15 protein-coding genes are annotated in these 19,524 nt (G+C 72.7%); 6 read left to right on the forward strand and 9 right to left on the reverse strand.

Going from position 1 to position 19,524, the window contains the following annotated elements; translation table 11 throughout:
• The first annotated feature begins 326 nt into the window (after window positions 1-326).
• Window positions 327-683, forward strand: a complete 357-nt coding sequence (locus tag ACLJPL_RS30850) for a hypothetical protein (protein ID WP_411084248.1) — start codon at window positions 327-329, stop codon at window positions 681-683.
• Between the two features lie 306 nt (window positions 684-989).
• Here ACLJPL_RS30850 and ACLJPL_RS30855 read toward each other — a convergent pair whose 3' ends face one another.
• Complete coding sequence (locus ACLJPL_RS30855) at window positions 990-1,688, reverse strand: class I SAM-dependent methyltransferase (RefSeq protein ID WP_411084249.1); 699 nt, start codon at window positions 1,686-1,688, stop codon at window positions 990-992.
• 56 nt (window positions 1,689-1,744) lie between these two features.
• Here ACLJPL_RS30855 and ACLJPL_RS30860 point away from each other — a divergent pair, with 56 nt between their 5' ends.
• Complete coding sequence (locus ACLJPL_RS30860; RefSeq protein ID WP_411084250.1) at window positions 1,745-2,080, forward strand: DUF6343 family protein; 336 nt, start codon at window positions 1,745-1,747, stop codon at window positions 2,078-2,080.
• Window positions 2,081-2,243: 163 nt separating this feature from the next.
• Here ACLJPL_RS30860 and ACLJPL_RS30865 read toward each other — a convergent pair whose 3' ends face one another.
• The 4 genes from ACLJPL_RS30865 to rpsA all read right to left on the reverse strand — a co-directional run bounded on the left by ACLJPL_RS30865 (window position 2,244) and on the right by rpsA (window position 6,109).
• Entirely contained in the window at window positions 2,244-2,612 is a 369-nt protein-coding gene (locus tag ACLJPL_RS30865) for a tetratricopeptide repeat protein (RefSeq protein WP_411084251.1), read from the reverse strand.
• A gap of 118 nt (window positions 2,613-2,730) precedes the next feature.
• On the reverse strand, window positions 2,731-3,336 hold the full coding sequence (gene coaE / locus ACLJPL_RS30870) for a dephospho-CoA kinase (RefSeq protein WP_411084252.1): 606 nt from the start codon (window positions 3,334-3,336) through the stop codon (window positions 2,731-2,733).
• A 31-nt stretch (window positions 3,337-3,367) separates the two neighbouring features.
• Window positions 3,368-4,306: a PAC2 family protein gene (locus ACLJPL_RS30875; protein WP_411084253.1), complete on the reverse strand. Its 939-nt coding sequence runs from the start codon at window positions 4,304-4,306 to the stop codon at window positions 3,368-3,370.
• Window positions 4,307-4,594: 288 nt separating this feature from the next.
• On the reverse strand, window positions 4,595-6,109 hold the full coding sequence (gene rpsA / locus ACLJPL_RS30880) for a 30S ribosomal protein S1 (protein WP_006123726.1): 1,515 nt from the start codon (window positions 6,107-6,109) through the stop codon (window positions 4,595-4,597).
• Between the two features lie 441 nt (window positions 6,110-6,550).
• On the opposite strand from rpsA, the gene ACLJPL_RS30885 reads away from it, so the two are divergent.
• Entirely contained in the window at window positions 6,551-7,381 is an 831-nt protein-coding gene (locus ACLJPL_RS30885; RefSeq protein WP_411084254.1) for a class I SAM-dependent methyltransferase, read from the forward strand.
• A gap of 89 nt (window positions 7,382-7,470) precedes the next feature.
• Window positions 7,471-9,972: an ATP-dependent helicase HrpB gene (hrpB, locus tag ACLJPL_RS30890; RefSeq protein WP_411084255.1), complete on the forward strand. Its 2,502-nt coding sequence runs from the start codon at window positions 7,471-7,473 to the stop codon at window positions 9,970-9,972.
• On the opposite strand, the gene ACLJPL_RS30895 is transcribed toward hrpB, so the two are convergent.
• The 3 genes from ACLJPL_RS30895 to ACLJPL_RS30905 form a co-directional block, all read right to left on the reverse strand.
• Entirely contained in the window at window positions 9,959-10,969 is a 1,011-nt protein-coding gene (locus ACLJPL_RS30895) for a DUF3068 domain-containing protein (RefSeq protein WP_411084256.1), read from the reverse strand. The genes hrpB and ACLJPL_RS30895 overlap by 14 nt on opposite strands.
• Before the next feature lie 73 nt (window positions 10,970-11,042).
• Window positions 11,043-11,180, reverse strand: a complete 138-nt coding sequence (locus ACLJPL_RS30900) for an SPW_0924 family protein (RefSeq protein WP_411084257.1) — start codon at window positions 11,178-11,180, stop codon at window positions 11,043-11,045.
• 132 nt (window positions 11,181-11,312) lie between these two features.
• Window positions 11,313-13,049, reverse strand: a complete 1,737-nt coding sequence (locus tag ACLJPL_RS30905; RefSeq protein WP_411084258.1) for a lytic transglycosylase — start codon at window positions 13,047-13,049, stop codon at window positions 11,313-11,315.
• A gap of 306 nt (window positions 13,050-13,355) precedes the next feature.
• Between ACLJPL_RS30905 and ACLJPL_RS30910 the strand changes: the two genes are divergently transcribed.
• Window positions 13,356-14,231: a DUF4184 family protein gene (locus ACLJPL_RS30910; protein ID WP_411084259.1), complete on the forward strand. Its 876-nt coding sequence runs from the start codon at window positions 13,356-13,358 to the stop codon at window positions 14,229-14,231.
• Between the two features lie 79 nt (window positions 14,232-14,310).
• On the opposite strand, the gene polA is transcribed toward ACLJPL_RS30910, so the two are convergent.
• On the reverse strand, window positions 14,311-17,022 hold the full coding sequence (gene polA / locus ACLJPL_RS30915) for a DNA polymerase I (RefSeq protein ID WP_411084260.1): 2,712 nt from the start codon (window positions 17,020-17,022) through the stop codon (window positions 14,311-14,313).
• 212 nt (window positions 17,023-17,234) lie between these two features.
• Between polA and ACLJPL_RS30920 the strand changes: the two genes are divergently transcribed.
• Window positions 17,235-19,514: an FdhF/YdeP family oxidoreductase gene (locus ACLJPL_RS30920; RefSeq protein WP_411084261.1), complete on the forward strand. Its 2,280-nt coding sequence runs from the start codon at window positions 17,235-17,237 to the stop codon at window positions 19,512-19,514.
• Window positions 19,515-19,524: the final 10 nt, after the last annotated feature.

The raw sequence follows: 19,524 nt of genomic DNA on the forward strand, positions 1-19,524 counted from the left end.
CTTTCATGCTGACTCTGCGAGTCTAGGCGGGGGGTCTGACAACACGTGCCTCAGCCGCGTCACCGCAGCTCAGAGCGGTACGCGGGGCACGCGGAACCACCTCGGCGCCGGTCACGCTCCGTGATGGGGCGAACGGCGCCCCGTCCAGGCGCGCGGCGCACCCCTGACACCCCCGCCTCGCCCGGTCGGCCGCGCACCGGATGCCGGGGCGGTGGGGAGCGGGCAGGGTGGCCAGCGCCAGCACGTCTTCCCGGCGCGCCGATGAGAGCCGGAGGCGTACCGATGAGAGCCGGACGAGCGCCGGACGAGCAGACGAGGACCCGCCCATGTCCGTGACCGCGCCCGATCTCCGCCGCCGACGCAGTCTCGGCGTCGCCGCAGCCGCCTCGCTCCTGGCCCTCACCGTGTCGGGCTGCTCCGGCCTCGGCCGCACTGCGGTCGGCCCGGTGACCTACCACACCGACCGCGAGGCGGTGGTGCAGGTGAACAGCCCTTCGGTACGCGGCTGCCACCGCCTCGACCCCGCCGGGGCCCGCGAGGTCGAGAACGGCACGCTCGTCGACATCGTCCTCTACCCCAGCCGTGACTGCACCGGCGGCGGGACGAGCTATGTGGCCACCCGGTTCAGCGATGTGGCGGCCGAGAGCGGCCCGCCGTGGCGCAGCTACACCTTCGTGCACTGAGCGAACCGTACGGGGAGGGCAGGCGCAGCCGACCGCACGGGGAGGGCGGGCGCAGCGGCCCGCACGGGGAGGGCAGGCGCAGCGGACCGTACGCCGAGGGCAGGCGCGGCGGCCCGTACGCGGAGAGCGGGCGCAGCCGACCGTACGCGGAGGGCCGGCGCGACCGCCCGTACGCGGAGGGCCGGCGCGACCGCCCGTACGCGGAGGGCCGGCGCGACCGCCCGTACGCGGATGCTGCCGGAGCGGAGCCCGTAACCGGAGCCTGTACGCGGAGACCGCGGCACCCCGCGAGCGGGGGACCGCCGGTCAGCGCGCGGGGCGGGCGAGCAGCCAGGTGCCGTCGTCGGTGAGGGTGCGGTCCACCGTCAGCCCCGCCGCCCCCAGGTGCCCGGCGAGCTGCTCGTCGGACAGCTCCCGCGACAGGAACGTCTGGGTCCACCGGGCGTCGCCGAAGTCGTACTCCGCGCGCACCGAGCGCACCCCGTCCCCCACCGGCTCGGCGGAGACGACCCGGATGACGCCGCCGGACGGGTCGACCCGCTCCCACGGCAGCTCGGAGCGGTGCGCCGCGCCCTCGCGCTGGATGAGGACGATCCCGTCGTCCTTCACCTGCGCACGGCAGACGCGCAGCATGCCGTCCCGGACCCGGTGCTCGCCCGCGTGGACCAGGAACGAGCCGAGCAGCACGACGTCGAAGCGCTCCGCGCCGAGATCCAGCGTCTCGATGGGGCTGCGCACCGTACGCGCTCCGACGATCCGCTCCAGCATCTCCGCCGACTCGTCCACCGCTGTCACGGCGAACCCACGCCGCACCAGCGGATGCGTCACCCGGCCCGCCCCGCAGCCCAGTTCCAGGATGCTCGCGCCGGCGGGGGCCACCGACGCGATCACGTCCGGCTCCTCGCCGACGGACAGTCTCCGGTAGAGCTCGACCGCGCACCCGTCCGGAGTGATGGCTCCCGGACCCGTCCCCGCATATCCCTCGCGTACCAGTGATTCATCCATGAAGGACCAACGAGCCCTCACCCGGCCCCGGTTCCCGCCGAGGGCGTCGGGGGTCCATGCTGGAGAGTGAGGTGATCGGCATGCGGCGTACCGGCAGTGAGCCCGCGACCGCCCGCAGTCCGCTGCGGATGCGGCTCTGGCTGAGTCTGTGGGGGACGGCGTGGGCCCTCTTCGGCCTGGTGGCCTTCTCCCTGAACGGGCGGCCGGGCTGGGCGGTGGCCTGCGCGGTGCTCCTGGCCCTGACGCTCCTGGACCTCTGCGTGGTCACGTACCGCATTCGCCAGGGAGCGCACTACCAGCCGGGCCGGGACGTCCCGCCGTACGAACCCGACCGGGGCGGACGCCCCAGGTGGCGCAGGCCGGACCCGCGGGACCGCACGAAACCGCCGTGACGGCCCGGACTCCCCGACGCTCGGCCACCCGGTCCTCGGTGTGTCCCGGCGCTCGGTCCCTCGGCGATCGGCGCTCGGTCCCCCGGCGATCGGCCCCCCGACCCCCGGTGCCCGGGCGCTCAGTCCCCGGCGCTCGGTCTCTTGTCCCTCAATCCTCCGGCGCTCAGTCCCCCGCCTCGAACCTGGCCGCCTTCAGGTACTCCGGCTTCGGATCGAGCGCCGCCGCGAGCCGGAAGTGCCGGGTGGCCTGGGCCGGGCGGCCCGCCCGCTCGAAGGTGCGGGCCAGGGCGAAGTGGGCGAACGCGTTGTCCGGTTCGCGCTCCAGCACCAGCTCGAATTCCAGCTCGGCCGGACGCAGTTGGGCGGCGGCGAAGAAGGCGCGCGCCCGGAGCAGCCGGGCGGCGGTGTTCTCCGGGTGGGCGGCGATCACCGAATCGAGCAGCTTGACCGCGCCCTGGGGGTCCCGGGCGTCGAGCAGTTGCTCGGCCGCACGGAAGTCGATGACATGGGTTTCCGGGTTGTTCTCGGGCACGGTCGCATCCTTCCCTTCGCTCGCGCGTTTCCAACGTCCGCCCCGGCCCGGGTATTCCGGCGGCGCGGACGGCGGGGGGCGGGTGCCGGGGCGGGCGGCGGTGCGGTCCGCAGCCGGATCAACCGGTGGCGGCGGCTCTGCGGAGCAGTTCTTCCCAGACCATGCGGACCTGCGGCTCCAGGGCGTCCAGCGGCCCGTCGTTGTCGACGACCAGGTCGGCCACCGCGAGGCGCTGCTCGCGGGACGCCTGGGCGGCCATCCTGGCGCGGGCGTCGGACTCGGTCATTCCGCGTACGGTGACCAGTCGGTCGAGCTGGGTCTCGGGGGACGCGTCCACGACCACGACCAGGTCGTAGTGCGGGGCGAGGCCGTTCTCCGCCAGCAGCGGTACGTCGTGGATGACGACGGAGTCGGGACCGGCGGCCCCTTCCAGCTCGGCGGAGCGGGCCCCGACCAAGGGGTGGACGATCGCGTTCAGCGCGGCGAGGCGGTCCGGGTCGGCGAAGACGATCGCCCCGAGCGCCGGGCGGTCCAACGCGCCCTCGGCGGTCAGGATGTCCGGCCCGAACTCCTCGACCACGGCCGCGAGTCCCGGCGTCCCGGGCTCGACGACCTCGCGCGCGATCCGGTCGGAGTCGATCAGCACGGCCCCGTAATCGACGAGTCGCCGCGACACTTCGCTCTTGCCGGCGCCGATGCCGCCGGTCAGGCCCACTTTCAGCATGGGCGGCAGCCTACGGGGGCCGCCGGGCCGCTCAGCCGTCGCCCTCCCGTTCGGCGAGGAAGCGTTCGAAGTCGCGGCCGATCTCGTCGGCGGACGGCAGGTCGACGGGCTCGGCGACGAGGTTGCCGCGCGTCTCGGAGCCGGCGACCGCGTCGTACTGGTGCTCAAGGCCCTCGACGAGGGAGACGAGCTCCTCGTCGCCCTGGCCGATCTGCCGGTCGATCTCGGTCTGGGTCCGGTGGGCCTCGGTGCGCAGGGAGTGCGCCAGGGTCGGCAGGACCAGTCCGGTCGCGGCCGTGATGGCCTCCAGCGCGGTGAGCGCCGCGTCCGGGTAGGAGGACCGGGCGACGTAGTGCGGGACGTGGGTGGCGACCCCGAGGACGTCGTGGCCGGACTCCATGAGCCGGTACTCGATGAGCGCCTCCGCCGAACCGGGCACCTGGGCCTCGTCGAAGGGGCTGCGGTGTCCGGGCATCAGGTCGGTGCGGTTGCCGTGCGGGGTGATGCCCACGGGACGGGTGTGCGGGACGCCCATGGGGATGCCGTGGAAGTTCACCGTGAGGCGTACGCCGAGACGCTCGACGATCTCCTCCACGGCGGCGGCGAACCGCTCCCACTCCACGTCGGGCTCCGGGCCGGACAGCAGCAGGAAGGGCGCTCCGGTGGCGTCCTGGACGACCCGGACCTCCAGGGTCGGGGCGTCGAACGACGTCCAGCGGTCACGCCGGAAGGTCAGCAGCGGACGCCGCGCGCGGTAGTCGACGAGCCGGTCGTGGTCGAAGCGGGCCACGACCTGGTGGGTCAGCGTTTCGAGCAGGCCGTCGACGATCTGCTCGCCGGTCTCGCCCGCGTCGATGTATCCGTCGAAGTGGTAGAGCATGACCAGACCGGCCGACTCCTGGGCCAGCGCCATGTCGACGACGGCCAGGCCCTTCGGCTCCCATTCGTACAAACTCTGCGGATCAGGCACCGTTACCGCTCCTCCTCGTGTTCCTAAGGAAGAACGCCCCCGGCCGCACGGTCATTCCCCGCGACCGCACTTTCCGGCAGGGGAGCTTCACGGCGCGTCAGCCACCGGTCCGGCCCCTGAGGCCCGTCAGTCCCCGGTCCCGCCCTCGACGTCTGTCGGTTACCGGTCTCGACCTCGACACGTGCCCCGACTACGCGAGTGAGGCCCGCCCCCCGAAGGGAACGGGCCTCACTCACCTACTGCTCTACAGCTCTACCGCAGCCGATGGAGCCGTCGGGGTCCGGAGCGTCAGCTCTGGCCGCCCGCCAGCTTCTCGCGCAGCGCGGCCAGGGCCTCGTCCGACGCCAGGGCGCCGGAGTTGTCCGCCGACTCCGAGGAGTACGAGCCGCCGCCACCGCTGCCGCCGGAGGCGGCCGGAGCGGCGCCGGCCGGGGCGGCAGCGCCCTCGGCAGCGGCAGCCTCGTCGGCCTCGCGGGACTTGATGACCTGGGCCTGGTGCTGCTCGAAGCGCTGCTGCGCCTCGGCGTACTGGGTCTCCCAGACCTCGCGCTGCGCCTCGAAGCCCTCGAGCCAGTCGTTGGTCTCGGGGTCGAAGCCCTCGGGGTAGATGTAGTTGCCCTGGTCGTCGTACGACGCGGCCATGCCGTACAGCGTCGGGTCGAACTCGACCGAGGCCGGGTCGCCGCCGAAGGACTCGTTGGCCTGCTTCAGCGAGAGGCTGATGCGACGGCGCTCGAGGTCGATGTCGATGACCTTGACGAAGATCTCGTCGTTGACCTGGACGACCTGCTCCGGGATCTCCACGTGGCGCTCGGCCAGCTCGGAGATGTGGACCAGACCCTCGATGCCCTCGTCGACGCGGACGAACGCACCGAACGGAACGAGCTTGGTGACCTTACCCGGGACGACCTGACCGATCTGGTGCGTCCGGGCGAACTGCTGCCACGGGTCTTCCTGCGTCGCCTTGAGCGACAGGGAGACGCGCTCGCGGTCCATGTCGACGTCGAGGACCTCGACGGTGACTTCCTGGCCGACCTCGACAACCTCGGAGGGGTGGTCGATGTGCTTCCAGGAGAGCTCGGAGACGTGCACGAGACCGTCGACGCCGCCCAGGTCCACGAAGGCGCCGAAGTTGACGATCGAGGAGACGACGCCGGAGCGGACCTGACCCTTCTGAAGGGTGGTGAGGAACGTCTGGCGCACCTCGGACTGGGTCTGCTCGAGCCAGGCGCGGCGGGACAGGACCACGTTGTTGCGGTTCTTGTCCAGCTCGATGATCTTCGCCTCGAGCTCCTTGCCCACGTAGGGCTGGAGGTCGCGGACACGACGCATCTCGACGAGCGACGCCGGGAGGAAGCCGCGGAGGCCGATGTCGAGGATGAGACCACCCTTGACGACCTCGATGACGGTACCGGTGACGATGCCGTCTTCTTCCTTGATCTTCTCGATGGTGCCCCAGGCACGCTCGTACTGAGCGCGCTTCTTCGAGAGGATCAGGCGGCCTTCCTTGTCCTCCTTCTGGAGAACCAGGGCCTCGATCTCGTCGCCGACCTTGACGACCTCGTTCGGGTCGACGTCGTGCTTGATCGAGAGCTCGCGGCTCGGGATGACGCCTTCGGTCTTGTAACCGATGTCGAGGAGAACTTCGTCCCGGTCAACCTTGACGATGACACCGTCAACGATGTCGCCGTCGTTGAAGTACTTGATCGTCTCGTCGATCGCCGCGAGGAACGCGTCCGCGTCGCCGATGTCGTTGACCGCAACCTGCGGAGTGGTGGCGGTGGTCTCGGTGCTGCTCGTCATGTGGGAAAGGGCTCCGGTACGGACAGAGAGTCGTAGGTACTGCTACGCCGAAAGCCCGTATCGCCTCTGCAGAAGCCGGACAGCCCGCAAAGCGCCCTACCCGTTTCCGGGGAGGCGCCTCGACAACCGAGGGGACATGCAACAGACGCGAGCGCGGCCTGCTAGGTCTGAGGCGCGCAGGCTCGCAGCGCAACTTGTAGCATACGGGGGCAGCCGGACAGGGTCAATGCGCGCAGGCGCGGACCGGGGGCGCCACGGCCCCGTGCCGGCCCTGTACCGGAGCAACTCCTGTTCTCCGAGGCGTGTTCGGGCCGATCGACCCGAACACGATACGGCAGTGCGGCAAGACGTCGCGCACACGCGTCCCTGTCCCGGTACCCACGGGCGACCCTGGTACGTACCGCGTGCGGCGAGTGAAGGCAAACTACAACGACGGGCACGATGAGCCAAGAGATCCACGGAACCCACTCCGACGAACCCGCGGAACCCGAAGCCACCCGCCGCGCGGCGGACGAGGCCGAGAGCAGCCGGGCCAGCCGCGGATGGTGGGACCGCAACGCCGACGAGTACCAGCACGATCACGGCGGCTTCCTGGGGGACGACCGCTTCGTCTGGGGCCCGGAAGGACTCGACGAGGCGGATGCCGCCCTGCTGGGGCCCTCCTCCTCCCTCAAGGGCCTCGACGTCCTGGAGATCGGCGCCGGGGCCGCGCAGTGCTCGCGCTGGCTGGCCGGGCAGGGCGCCCGCCCGGTGGCGCTGGACCTCTCCCACCGCCAGCTCCAGCACGCCCTGCGGATCGGGGAGGGCATCCCGCTCGTCGAGGCGGACGCGGGCCGGCTTCCGTTCCGGGACGGCTCCTTCGACCTGGCCTGTTCCGCGTACGGGGCGGTGCCCTTCGTCGCGGACCCCGTACAGGTCTTCCGCGAGGTGCGCCGGGTGCTGCGGCCCGGCGGGCGCTGGGTCTTCTCCGTGACGCACCCGATCCGCTGGGCGTTCCCGGACGAGCCGGGGCCCGAGGGGCTCTCCGTCGCCGCCTCCTACTTCGACCGCGTCCCCTACGTCGAGCAGGACGAGCGGGGCGAGGCCGTCTATGTGGAACACCACCGCACGCTCGGCGACCGGGTGCGGGACGTGGTGGCGGGCGGCTTCCGGCTGGTCGACCTGGTCGAGCCGGAATGGCCCGAGTGGAACGACCAGGAGTGGGGCGGCTGGTCCCCGCTGCGCGGCAACCTCATCCCGGGGACGGCGATCTTCGTGTGCGAGCGGGACTGAACGTCCTCATGTGCGGGCGGGACCGACGTCCTCGTGGACGAGCGGGACCGACGTCTTCCTGAGGGAGCCCGCGTACGACACTGGGAGGCGTGATCCGCACCGAAGCCCTGGACCGTCTCCCCGTCCGCACCGCCGTGCCCGCCCTTCGGCGCGCGCTCGACGACCGGGGCGTCGCCGTCCTGTGCGCCCCGCCCGGCACCGGCAAGACCACCCTCGTCCCGCTCGTCCTGGCCGGGCTCACCGGCCAGGGGCCCGTGCGGCGGGTCGTCGTCGCCGAGCCGCGCCGCATCGCCGCCCGGGCCGCCGCGCGGCGGATGGCCTGGCTGCTGGGCGAGCAGCCGGGCGGCCGGGTCGGCTTCACCGTGCGCGGGGAGCGCGTGGTGGGGCGGGACACGGTGGTGGAGGTCGTGACCACCGGCGTACTGCTCCAGCGGCTCCAGCGGGACCAGGAGCTGGCCGGGGTCGACGTGGTGATCATCGACGAGTGCCACGAACGCCACCTGGACGCGGACACGGTGGCCGCCTTCCTCCTGGACGTACGGGAGGCGATCCGGCCCGATCTGCGGCTGGTGGCGGCCTCCGCGACGACGGACGCGCAGGGGTGGGCCCGGCTCCTGGGCGATGCCCCGGTGGTCGAGGCGCGGGGCGTCTCGCATCCGGTGGAGGTGGTGTGGGCGCCGCCCGCGCGGCCCGTGAGACCGCCGCACGGGATGCTCGTCGATCCCGCGCTGCTCACGCATGTGGCGGCCACCGTGCGGCGGGCCCTCGCGGAGCGGGAGGGGGACGTGCTCTGCTTCCTGCCCGGCGTCGGGGAGATCGCGCGGGTGGCCGGGCAGCTCACCGGGGTGGACGCCGAGGTGCTCCAGGTCCACGGCCGCGCCCCGGCCGCCGTGCAGGACGCGGTGCTCGCCGGGTCGTCCCAGGGGCGGCGGGTGGTCCTGGCGACCTCGGTGGCGGAGTCGTCCCTGACGGTGCCGGGCGTGCGGGTCGTCGTCGACTCGGGCCTGGCCCGGGAGCCCCGTACCGACCATGCCCGGGGCCTGAGCGCCCTGACCACCGTACGGGCCTCCCAGGCGGCCGGCCGGCAGCGTGCGGGAAGGGCCGGGCGGGAGGCTCCGGGGGCGGTGTACCGGTGCTGGGAGCAGGCCGAGGACGGGCGGCTCGCGCGCTTCCCGGCCCCGGAGATCAAGGTGGCCGACCTCGCGGCGTTCGCGCTCCAGGCGGCGTGCTGGGGCGACCCGGACGCCTCCTCGCTCGCCCTGCTGGACCCGCCGCCCGCCGGGGCGATGGGCGCGGCCCGCGAGGTGCTGGAGGCGATCGGGGCGGTGGACGCGCGGGGCCGGGTCACCGACCGGGGCGTACGGATGTCCCGGCTCGGGCTGCACCCCCGGCTGGCCCGCGCCCTGCTGGACGGGGCCCGGGAGGCCGGGGCGCGGCGGGCCGCGGAGGTGGTGGCGCTGCTGAGCGAGGAGCCGCCGAGGGAGTACGGGGACGATCTCGCGGCGGCGCTGCGGACCGCCCGCCGGGGGCAGGACGGGTACGCGGGGCGCTGGCGGCAGGAGGTGCGGCGGCTGTCGGCCCAGGTGGACGGCGTCTCCACCGGCGAACACCGCTCCGACGACGCCGTCGTCGGGCTCGTCGCCGCCCTGGCCTTCCCGGAGCGGGTGGCGCGGGCCCGGGGCGACGGGGCGTTCCTGATGGTGTCGGGGACGGGCGCGGAGCTGCGGGACGGATCGCGGCTGCGCAGCGCGCCCTGGCTGGCCGTCGCCGTCGCGGACCGGCCCTCCCACGCGGCCTCGGCCCGGGTGCGGCTGGCGGCGGTGGTCGACGAGTCCACGGCGCTGTCGGCCGCCGGGCGTCTGCGGGTGCGGGGCGAGGAGGTCCGCTGGGTGGACGGCGAGGTGGTGGCCCGGTCGGTGGACCGGGTGGGGGCGGTGGAGCTGGCGGTGCGGCCGCTGAGGCGGCCGGACCCGGAGCTGGTGCGCGGGGCCCTGGTGGAGGGGCTGCGGCGGGAGGGGCTCGGGTTGCTGCGGTGGACCCGGGACAGCGAGCAGTTCCGGCTGCGGCTGGCGTTTCTGCACCGGGTGGTGGGCCCGCCGTGGCCCGATGTGTCGGACGGGGCGCTGCTCGCGGAGACCGGGGCGTGGCTGGAGCCGGAGCTGTCGCGGGCGCGGCGGCGCTCCGACCTGGGCCGGATCGACGCGGGGCAGGCGCTGCGCCGGCTGCTGCCGTGGGCGACGGGCGAGGCGGTCCGGCTGGACGAGCTGGCGCCGGAGCGGATCGAGGTGCCGAGCGGCTCCCGTATCCGGGTGGAGTACGGCGGCGAGCAACCCGTACTGGCCGTGAAACTCCAGGAGTTGTTCGGGCTGGCCGAGACGCCCCGGGTGGCCGGGGAGCCGGTCCTGGTGCACCTGCTCTCCCCCGCTGGCCGGCCCGCCGCTGTCACGGCGGACCTGGCGTCGTTCTGGCGGGAGGGCTACAAGGCCGTACGGGCGGAGCTGCGCGGCCGCTACCCGAAGCATCCGTGGCCGGAGGACCCCGCGACCGTACAGGCGACGCGGCACACCTCGGCGCGGCTCAAGCGGTCGTAGCACCCTCCGGAGCGCTCGGGGCGCTCGGGCCGCTCCCCGGCCGCGCACCCGCCGGCCGCCGGGACCGCGCCTCCAGCCACAGCGCGAGCGCGAGCAGCCCGAGGCCCAGGCCCGAAAAGCCCCAGGGCAGGTAGGAGGTGAGGAGGAGGACCAGGAGGCGCTGGGAGCCGACCAGTTCGACGGTGTCGGCGATGTAGTCCTCGCGCATCTTCACATGGCCGGAGAACGCGGTGACGGTGTCCTTGGACATCCCCATCTTCTTCGCGTCGCGCAGCTCCTCCTCATGGATCTCCTCGCCGTTGACCGGGGCCCCGGTGACGGGCTCGACCCAGAACATGCGCTTGGTGGTGTACCAGCGGGTCATGCCGGTCTGCGCGATCTGCTCGGCGGTGACGCCCTCGATGGGCATCTTCTTCGGCATCGGGACCTTGGTCCACGGGATGGTCTGCTCGAAGTAGTAGACCTCCAGGCCGCGGAAGGTCTGCGTCCCCTTGTAGTGGATGGGGGCGGTGGTGCGGCTCTGGGCGTCGAAGTACGCGTAGTCCCGTTTCTCGGTGAGGAAGGGCCACTTGAACTCGATGCCCTCGCGGCGGACCGGGTCGCCGTCGACCATCTCGCCGGTGGCGTTGACGGGGGCCTGGGTGTGGGCGTCGAAGATGTAGCGCTCGGGGATCTCGGAGACCATCTTGCCGTCCGGGCCCTCGATGTAGGAGAGCGCGTCCCAGACGACGACATCCCGCCCGGCGCTGCGTTCGATCCTCTCGGACTCCTCCACGTTGCCCTTGAGCGTCTGGACGATGGTGACCTTCTCGACCTCCTTCGCCTTGAGGGTGGTGTAGTCGAGGAGGGTGGCGGGGGCCGCTTCCAGGACGACCGCCTGGTACTGGTCCGGCGGGACCTTGGCCAGCCGGGGGAAGGCGTACCAGCGCAGCAGCGGTGACAGGGCGGCGAAGAACACGGCGAAGGCCAGGAGTACGAGACCGGCTCGGCGGCGCATGGTGGTGGACCTCTCTCCCTCTGCGGTGCTGCTGCTTGGGGTTCTGCCTGCCGTCCCGGGCGTTCTCCGTCCGCTACCCCTTGGGGCCCGGGACCGTGGTGAGCAGGGGTTCGGGCGAGATCTCTCCGGCCGGGGCGCCGAGCGCGGAGATCGTGAACACGAGCGCGAGGGCGGCGGCCAGTCCGATGGCGGCGGCGACGAGGGCACGCATGCTCGACCTCCCGGGACGGTGAACTGACAGGGCGTCAGGGATGGGGCACCGTAGCAACCGGGGCGCGAGATGAGAACAGCGCCGACGACCCCCGCGCCGGTTGGGCGCGGGGGTCGTCGGCGGGGCGGTGGGTCAGGCTTCGGGCGTCGGCGTCGCTTCCGGGGCCTGGACGGTCAGCTCGATGACGACGGTGGCGCCGCCCTCGGCGGTGAGGAGCAGCTTGTACGTGCCCGGGTTCTCGTCGGCGAAGAGCGCCGGCAGCCGGAGCAGGCCCTCGGCGTCCGTCGTGAGGTCCAGGGTCCGCAGCGGCTTTCCGGCCGCGTCCTTGAAGTACGGGCCCTTGTCTTCGTCCAGGAGCCCCAGGCTGTCCTTGACCAGGGCGGCGGTGACGGCCACGCCGGCCGCCGGGGCGCCCTGGTGCGTGGCCCTGACGGTGACGGGGTCCGCGAACCGCGTGCCCGGCGCGGCGACGAGCGCCTTGTCGTCGGTCCGGACGATCGCGTCGGCCCGGCGGGCGGTGACGCTCGCCGCGAAGGTCAGGACGCGCGGCCTGGAGACGCCCGCGGTGGCGGTCACGGTGAACTCACCGGTCTTCTCGCCCGCCTTGAGCGCGGGGGCGGTGGCCGTGCCGTCCGCCCGGCTGATCACGATGGCGGTCTTCCGGCCGCCCTCGAAGAGCGCGCCGGTGTTCCCGGTGACGGTGAAGGTGACCGGCACCTTGGCCATGGGCGCGCCGAGCGCGTTCCTGGTGCGTACGGAGACGCGCTCGCCGAACGTCCCGCCCGCGGTGGCGCTGAGGGGGCCGGTGCCCGCGTTCTCCAGGGAGCCGAGGGTCTCGGACTGGGGCGGGGTCGGCTTCGGGGTGGTGGGCGGCGTGGGCTTCGGGCTGGGGCTGGTGGAGCCGTCGCCGGGCTTGGAGGGGCCGGGGCCCGGCTTCGTACCGCCCGGCTTGGAGGAGGGCGGCGGGGAGGGCTTCGTGCTCGGCGTCCCGTCCGGCCGGGGGCTGGGGCTGGGGCCGGGCGACGGGCTGCCGGTGCTGGGGGCGGTGGGCAGGACTCCGCTGCCGTCCGGGACCTCGTGCGTGCCGCGCTGGTAGTACGCGAACCAGGACCGGACCGTACGCAGGTACTCCGTCGACCGGTTGTAGCTCAGCACGGCCCGGTCGAGGTCGGCGGCGACGGCGAGGTCGCGGTCGCCCGCGCAGAGGTAGCGGCCGGCGGCGAGCGCGGCGTCGTAGATGTTGTTGGGGTCCTTGCGGCCGTCGCCGTTCGCGTCCTGGCCCCAGACCGCCCAGGTCGTCGGGATGAACTGCATCGGGCCGACCGCGCGGTCGTGGACGGCGTCGCCGTCGTACGCCCCGCCGTCGCTGTCCTTGATCAGGGCGAAGCCCTGGCCGTTGAGGGCCGGGCCGAGGATCGGGGAGAGGGTCGTGCCGTTGGCGTTGACCTGGCCGCCGCGAGCCTGGCCGGACTCGACCTTGCCGATCGCCGCGAGGAGCTGCCAGGGCAGCCGGCAGGCCGGGTCGGTTCCGGCGACGGTCCGCTCGGCCTGCTTGTACGCGGCCAGGACCGACGCCGGAATGCCCGCTTCCGCAGTGCCGGTGACGACCGGGAGGTTGCTGGACGAACCGGGCCTGTCGGGCGTGACGAGGGGCGGAAGGTCGGTGTAGTACGGCGAGTTGCCCGTGGCGGCGCCGTCCTGCGAGCCGTCCGACTCCTCGCCGGCCGCCTGCTGGTCGCCGCCGCCCGACGACGTCTCGGCCAGGGGCGCGGCGGGGGCCTGGGAGGCCGCGAGCGCCGCCACGGCGGCCGCTGCCACCGCGGTGGTCGTGGCTCCCTTGCGCAGACGTCGGCGCATGTGCGCTGCCATACGTTCCGGTCCCTCCCCCTCGACGGCTGTTCGCGCTCCCCAGCGCGAGGACTCAGGCGACACTACGGCACCTTGTGGCGTTCCAGCACCGGACCCTGACCGCTTCTTACGGTATTTTCACGTTCTCGTACGCACGTTGTCCGGGAGGGCAACACAGGGTGCCCTCCCGTTCCCGTCCGCTTGCCGTTCCGGCGTGTTCGTCGTTCCCGTACTCCCGCGCTCCCGCCCGCCGGCCCCTCCCTCCCTCCTGCCGTTGGCGCACTCCTGCCGCTGCCGCGATTCCGCCGGTCCCGCATACTTGCCGCCATGCCGTTCACGCTCAGTCATGCCGCCGCCGTGCTCCCGGCCATCCGCCGGGACGGGACCGCCCGTTGGCCGCTGGTCCCCTCGGCGCTGGTCGCCGGTTCGTTCGCGCCCGACGTCACCTACTTCGCGGACACGCTGATCCCCGGCGCCATGAAGTTCGGCTTCTTCACGCACACCGCCCTCGGCGTGGTCACCGTGAACGTGCTGATCGCGGCGGCGCTGGTGGCGGTCTGGGTGCTGCTGCGGGAGCCGTTGACGGCTCTGCTGCCGGTACGCGTACGGGGCCGCGTCCACGCCTTCGTACGGGGGCGGCGGTGGACCCGGGCGTCGTTCGGGCCCGTCGCCTGGCTGTGGTTCGGGTCCTCCGCCGCGCTCGGCGCGGCCACCCATGTGATCTGGGACGCGTTCACCCATCACAGCCGGTGGGGAACGGAGTTGCTGCCCTTCCTCAACCGGAGCTTCGGCGGTTTCCCCGGCTATCAGATCGCGCAGTACGGCAGTTCGGCGCTCGCCCTCGCCGTGCTCGCCCACTTCGTCGTCACCGGCCTGCGGCGCACTCCCGCGGCCCCGGCGCCACAGGCAGTCCCCGAGCTCGGACGCCGGGAGCGGTGGGGGGCGCTGGGCCTGCTGGCGCTGTGCGTGCTGCTCGGCGTCGTGCACCGGTGCGTGCGCTGGTACCTCCACTTCGGGCGGGTGGAGAGCCCGCTCGACATCATCCCGACCGCCTGTTTCGGCGCGGGCGCGGGCCTGGCGGCCGGGCTGCTGCTGTACGGGGTGTGGGTGCGGCTGCTCCTGAGGCGGCGGCTCGCCAAGGGCCCGGGGCCGGCCCCCGTAGCGGACGAGCACCGCACGGAAGCGCCGGCCGGCCGCACGTGAGGCGCACGGGTGCGGGCCCGGAACCACCTGGTGGTTCCGGGCCCGCACCCGCACACCGGCAGCGCGCCGGCGGCTCGGCTCAGTGCGCCGCCGACTCCCAGTCCCGGCCCACGCCGACCGAGACGTCCAGCGGGGCGCGGAGCTCGACCGCGTGCGCCATCTCGTGGCGCAGGATCTCCTCCACCCGGCCGCGCTCGCCCTTCGAGATCTCCAGGACGATTTCGTCGTGGACCTGGAGCAGCATCCGCGAGGTCAGCTTCGCCTCCCGCAGCGCCCGGTCCACCCGCAGCATCGCCACCTTCACGATGTCCGCGGCCGTGCCCTGGATCGGGGCGTTGAGCGCCATCCGCTCGGCGGCCTCGCGGCGCTGGCGGTTGTCGCTGTTCAGGTCGGGGAGATAGCGGCGGCGGCCCAGGATCGTCTCCGTGTACCCGGTGGCCCGCGCCTCCTCGACGACCCGGTGGAGATAGTCCCGTACACCGCCGAAGCGCTCGAAGTAGGTGTCCATCAGCACCCGGGCCTCGGCGGGCTCGATGTTGAGCTGCTGGGACAGGCCGAACGCGGACAGGCCGTAGGCCAGGCCGTAGGACATGGCCTTGATCTTGCGGCGCATCTCCGCGTCGACAGCGGTCTTCTCCACGCCGAAGACCTGGGAGGCGACCGTGGTGTGCAGGTCCTCGCCGGAGGTGAACGCCTCGATGAGACCGGCGTCCTCGGAGAGGTGCGCCATCACCCGCAGCTCGATCTGGCTGTAGTCCGCCGTCATCAGCGACTCGTAGCCCTCGCCGACGACGAAGCCCCGGCGGATCGCCCGGCCCTCGTCGGTGCGGACGGGGATGTTCTGCAGGTTGGGGTCCGTGGAGGAGAGCCGGCCGGTCGCCGCCACGGTCTGGGTGAACGTGGTGTGGATGCGGCCGTCGGGGGCGATCGACTTGATCAGGCCCTCGACGGTGACCCGCAGCTTCGCCTGCTCGCGGTGGCGCAGCATCAGGACCGGCAGCTCGTGCTCGGTCTGCGCGGCCAGCCAGGCCAGCGCGTCCGCGTCCGTGGTGTATCCGGTCTTGGTCTTCTTCGTCTTCGGCAGGCCCAGCTCACCGAACAGGATCTCCTGGAGCTGCTTGGGCGAACCGAGGTTGAACTCGCGGCCCACCGCCGCGTGCGCCTCCTTCACCGCCTGCTGCACGGTCCCGGCGAACTGCTGCTCCATGCCCTCCAGATGCGGCCGGTCGGCGGCGATCCCGTGTCGCTCCAGACGGGCCAGGAGGATCGAGGTCGGCAGCTCCATGTCGTGCAGCAGCTCGGCCGCGCCCACCTCCTTCAGCCGGGTCGTGAACGCGTCGCCCAGGTCGAGCACGGCCCGGGCCTGCGCCATCAGGGCGTCCGCCTCGGCCCGGTCGTCCGCGCCGAAGGCGAGCTGCCCGTCCGAGGAGGCGGCCGGGGCCAGCTCACGGCCCAGATACTCCACCGCCAGCGCGTCCAGGGCGAAGGAGCGGCGGCCCGGCTTCACCAGATACGCGGCGAGCGCGGTGTCCATGGTGACGCCTTCGAGCTGCCAGCCGTGCTCGGGGAAGACCCGCAGCACGTTCTTCGCGTTGTGCACGACCTTCGGCCGCTCGGGGTCCGCGACCCAGGCGGCGAACGCCCGCTCGTCGGCCTCCTCCAGCTGCGCCGGGTCCAGCCAGGCGGCGGCCCCGTCCGCGGCGGCGAGCGCGACCTCGGTGACCGTGCCGCTGCCCAGCGACCAGGTGTCGACCGTCGTCATGCCGAGCGGCTGCGCCGCATGGGCCTCCAGCCACGGCGCGACCTCGCCGGACCCGAGCACCGCACCGTCCAGCGCGATACCGGCCGCGGGCGCGGGCGGCTGGGCCTCGGCCGCACCCGGGTCGACGGCGAGCAGGCGCTCCCGCAGGCTCGGGTTGCGGATCTCCAGGACGTCCAGGACGCCGGTGACCGCCGTGCGGTCGTACGGAGCGCGCTCCAGGTCGGCCGGGGCCTTCGGCAGCTCCACATCCCGGACCATCTCCGTCAGCACGCGGTTCATCTTCACCGCGTCCAGGTGGTCCCGGAAATTCTGCCCGGCCTTGCCCTTGACCTCGTCGGCCCGCTCGACCAGCTCCGCGAACGAACCGAACTGGTTGATCCACTTCGCGGCCGTCTTCTCGCCCACCCCCGGGATGCCCGGCAGATTGTCCGAGGGGTCGCCGCGCAGCGCCGCGAAGTCCGGATACTGCTGCGGGGTCAGCCCGTATTTCTCCTCGACCTTCTCCGGGGTGAACCGGGTCAGCTCGGAGACCCCCTTGGTCGGGTAGAGCACGGTCACGTTCTCCGTGATCAGCTGGAAGGAGTCCCGGTCGCCGGTGACGATCAGCACCTCGAACCCGGCCGCCTCGGCCTGGGTCGCCAGCGTCGCGATGACGTCGTCCGCCTCGAACCCGTCCACCGCGAACCGGTCCGCGTGCATCGCGTCCAGCAGCTCGCCGATCAGCTCGACCTGCCCCTTGAACTCGTCGGGGGTCTTGGAGCGGTTCGCCTTGTACTCCGGGAACTCCTGGGCCCGCCAGGTCTTGCGGGACACGTCGAACGCGACCGCGAAATGCGTGGGCGCCTCGTCGCGCAGCGTGTTCGCCAGCATCGACATGAAGCCGTACACGGCATTCGTCGGCTGGCCCGCGCCGGTCGTGAAATTCTCCGCGGGCAGGGCGAAGAACGCCCGGTACGCCAGGGAGTGCCCGTCCATGAGGAGCAGGCGCGGTCGGTTGTCTGCCGTCTTCTTCGATGCCGTCTCAGCCACGCCCCCGATCCTGCCACGGCCCACTGACATTCCGGACCGGTACAGCTCGTGCGGCGCTCGCGCGCGGCTGAACCCGCGCCCGGCCGGGTGCGGTGTCGGTGGCACATGACAGGATCGGTACAGAGGAGAACGAGGAATACCGGGGAATCGGCAGCGGATCCCGGCGCAGACAGTGGAACCAGCGGAAGACGCGCTCGAAGGGGAGCAGCATCATGGCCACCAAGCCTCCGACCGGTGACCCGGTCCAGGACGCCCCGCAGGTCGAAGCGGCCCCGCACGCCGCCGCCGGGCTGCCCGCCGTCGCCCACTCCCTGCGCATCGCCCAGCAGCAGATGGGCGTGCGCCGCACCGCGCGGACCCTCCTCAAGGTCAACCAGAAGGACGGCTTCGACTGCCCCGGCTGCGCCTGGCCCGAGGGCGAGAGGCGGCACACCGCCGAGTTCTGCGAGAACGGGGCGAAGGCCGTCGCCGAAGAGGCGACGCTGCGCCGCGTGACCCCCGACTTCTTCGCCGCCCATCCGGTCGCCGACCTCGCGGAGCGCAGCGGTTACTGGCTGGGCCAGCAGGGCCGGATCACCCAGCCGGTGTACCTCCCCGAAGGCGGTGACCGGTACGAGGCGGTGACCTGGGAGCGCGCCTTCGCGATCATCGCGGAGGAGCTGACCGCGCTCGCCTCCCCCGACGAGGCCCTCTTCTACACCTCGGGCCGCACCAGCAACGAGGCCGCGTTCCTCCTTCAGCTCTTCGCCCGCGAGTTCGGCACCAACAACCTGCCGGACTGCTCCAACATGTGCCACGAGTCGTCCGGTTCGGCGCTCAACGAGACCATCGGCATCGGCAAGGGCAGCGTCTCCCTGGAGGACGTCCACCAGGCCGACCTGATCATCGTCGCCGGACAGAACCCGGGCACCAACCACCCCCGGATGCTCTCCGCCCTGGAGAAGGCCAAGGCCGCCGGAGCGAAGATCATCTCGGTGAACCCGCTGCCCGAAGCCGGCATGGAGCGGTTCAAGAACCCCCAGACGCCGCGCGGCATGCTCAAGGGCACAGCGCTCAACGACCTCTTCCTCCAGATCCGCATCGGCGGCGACCAGGCCCTCTTCCGCCTCCTGAACAAGCTGATCCTGGCCGCCGAGGGCGCTGTGGACACCGCCTTCGTCGCCGAGCACACCCACGGTTACGAGGAGTTCGCCCGGGCCGCCGAAGCGGCCGACTGGGACGAGACCCTCACCGCCACCGGCCTCACCCGCACTGAGATCGAGCAGGCCCTCGCCCTCGTCCTCGCCTCGCGGCGCACCATCGTCTGCTGGGCCATGGGCCTCACCCAGCACAAGCACTCCGTGCCCACCATCCGCGAGGTCGTCAACTTCCTGCTGCTGCGCGGAAACATCGGCCGCCCCGGCGCGGGAGTCTGCCCCGTGCGCGGCCACTCCAACGTCCAGGGCGACCGCACCATGGGCATCTTCGAACGGCCCGCACCGGCCTTCCTCGACGCCCTCGACAAGGAGTTCGGCATCACCTCGCCACGCCACCACGGCCTGGACGTGGTGCGCTCCATCCAGGCCCTGCGCGACGGCGAGGCCAAGGTCTTCTTCGCCATGGGCGGCAACTTCGTCGCCGCCACCCCCGACACCGCCGTCACCGAGGCCGCGATGCGCCGCGCCCGCCTCACCGTCCACGTGTCGACCAAGCTCAACCGCTCGCACGCCGTCACCGGCACCCGCGCCCTGATCCTGCCGACGCTCGGCCGCACCGACAAGGACGTCCAGGCGAGCGGCAAACAGTTCGTCACCGTCGAGGACTCCATGGGCATGGTCCACGCCTCACGCGGCAACCTCACCCCCGCGAGCCCCCACCTCCTGTCCGAGCCGGCGATCATCGCCCGCCTCGCCCGCGCGGTCCTCGGCGCCAACTCCCGTACGGACTGGGAGTCCTTCGAGCGGGACTACGCCGCCATCCGCGACCGCATCTCCCGCGTCGTCGCCGGCTTCGAGGACTTCAACGCCCGCATCGCCCGCCCCGGCGGCTTCACCCTCCCCCACGCCCCCCGCGACGAACGCCGCTTCCCCACCGCCACCGGCCGCGCCAACTTCACGGCGGCGCCCGTCGAGTTCCCCCGGCTCCCCGCCGGCAGGCTCCTGTTGCAGACCCTGCGCTCCCACGACCAGTACAACACCACGATCTACGGCCTCGACGACCGCTACCGGGGCATCAAGGGCGGTCGCCGCATCGTCATGGTCAACCCCGACGACGCCGCCGCCCTCGGCCTCCCGGACGGCTCCTACACCGACCTCGTCAGCGAGTGGAAGGACGGCGTGGAGCGGCGGGCCGAAGGCTTCCGCGTCGTCCACTACCCCACCGCCAGGGGCTGCGCCGCCGCGTACTACCCGGAGACCAACGTCCTGGTCCCGCTCGGCTCCACCGCCGACACCAGCAACACCCCCGCCAGCAAGTCCGTCGTCGTCCGCTTCGAGAACCCCCTCGACGGCTGAGAACCGCCAC

The organism is Streptomyces sp. cmx-18-6, from assembly GCF_046548915.1.
Classification (GTDB): Bacteria; Actinomycetota; Actinomycetes; order Streptomycetales; family Streptomycetaceae; genus Streptomyces.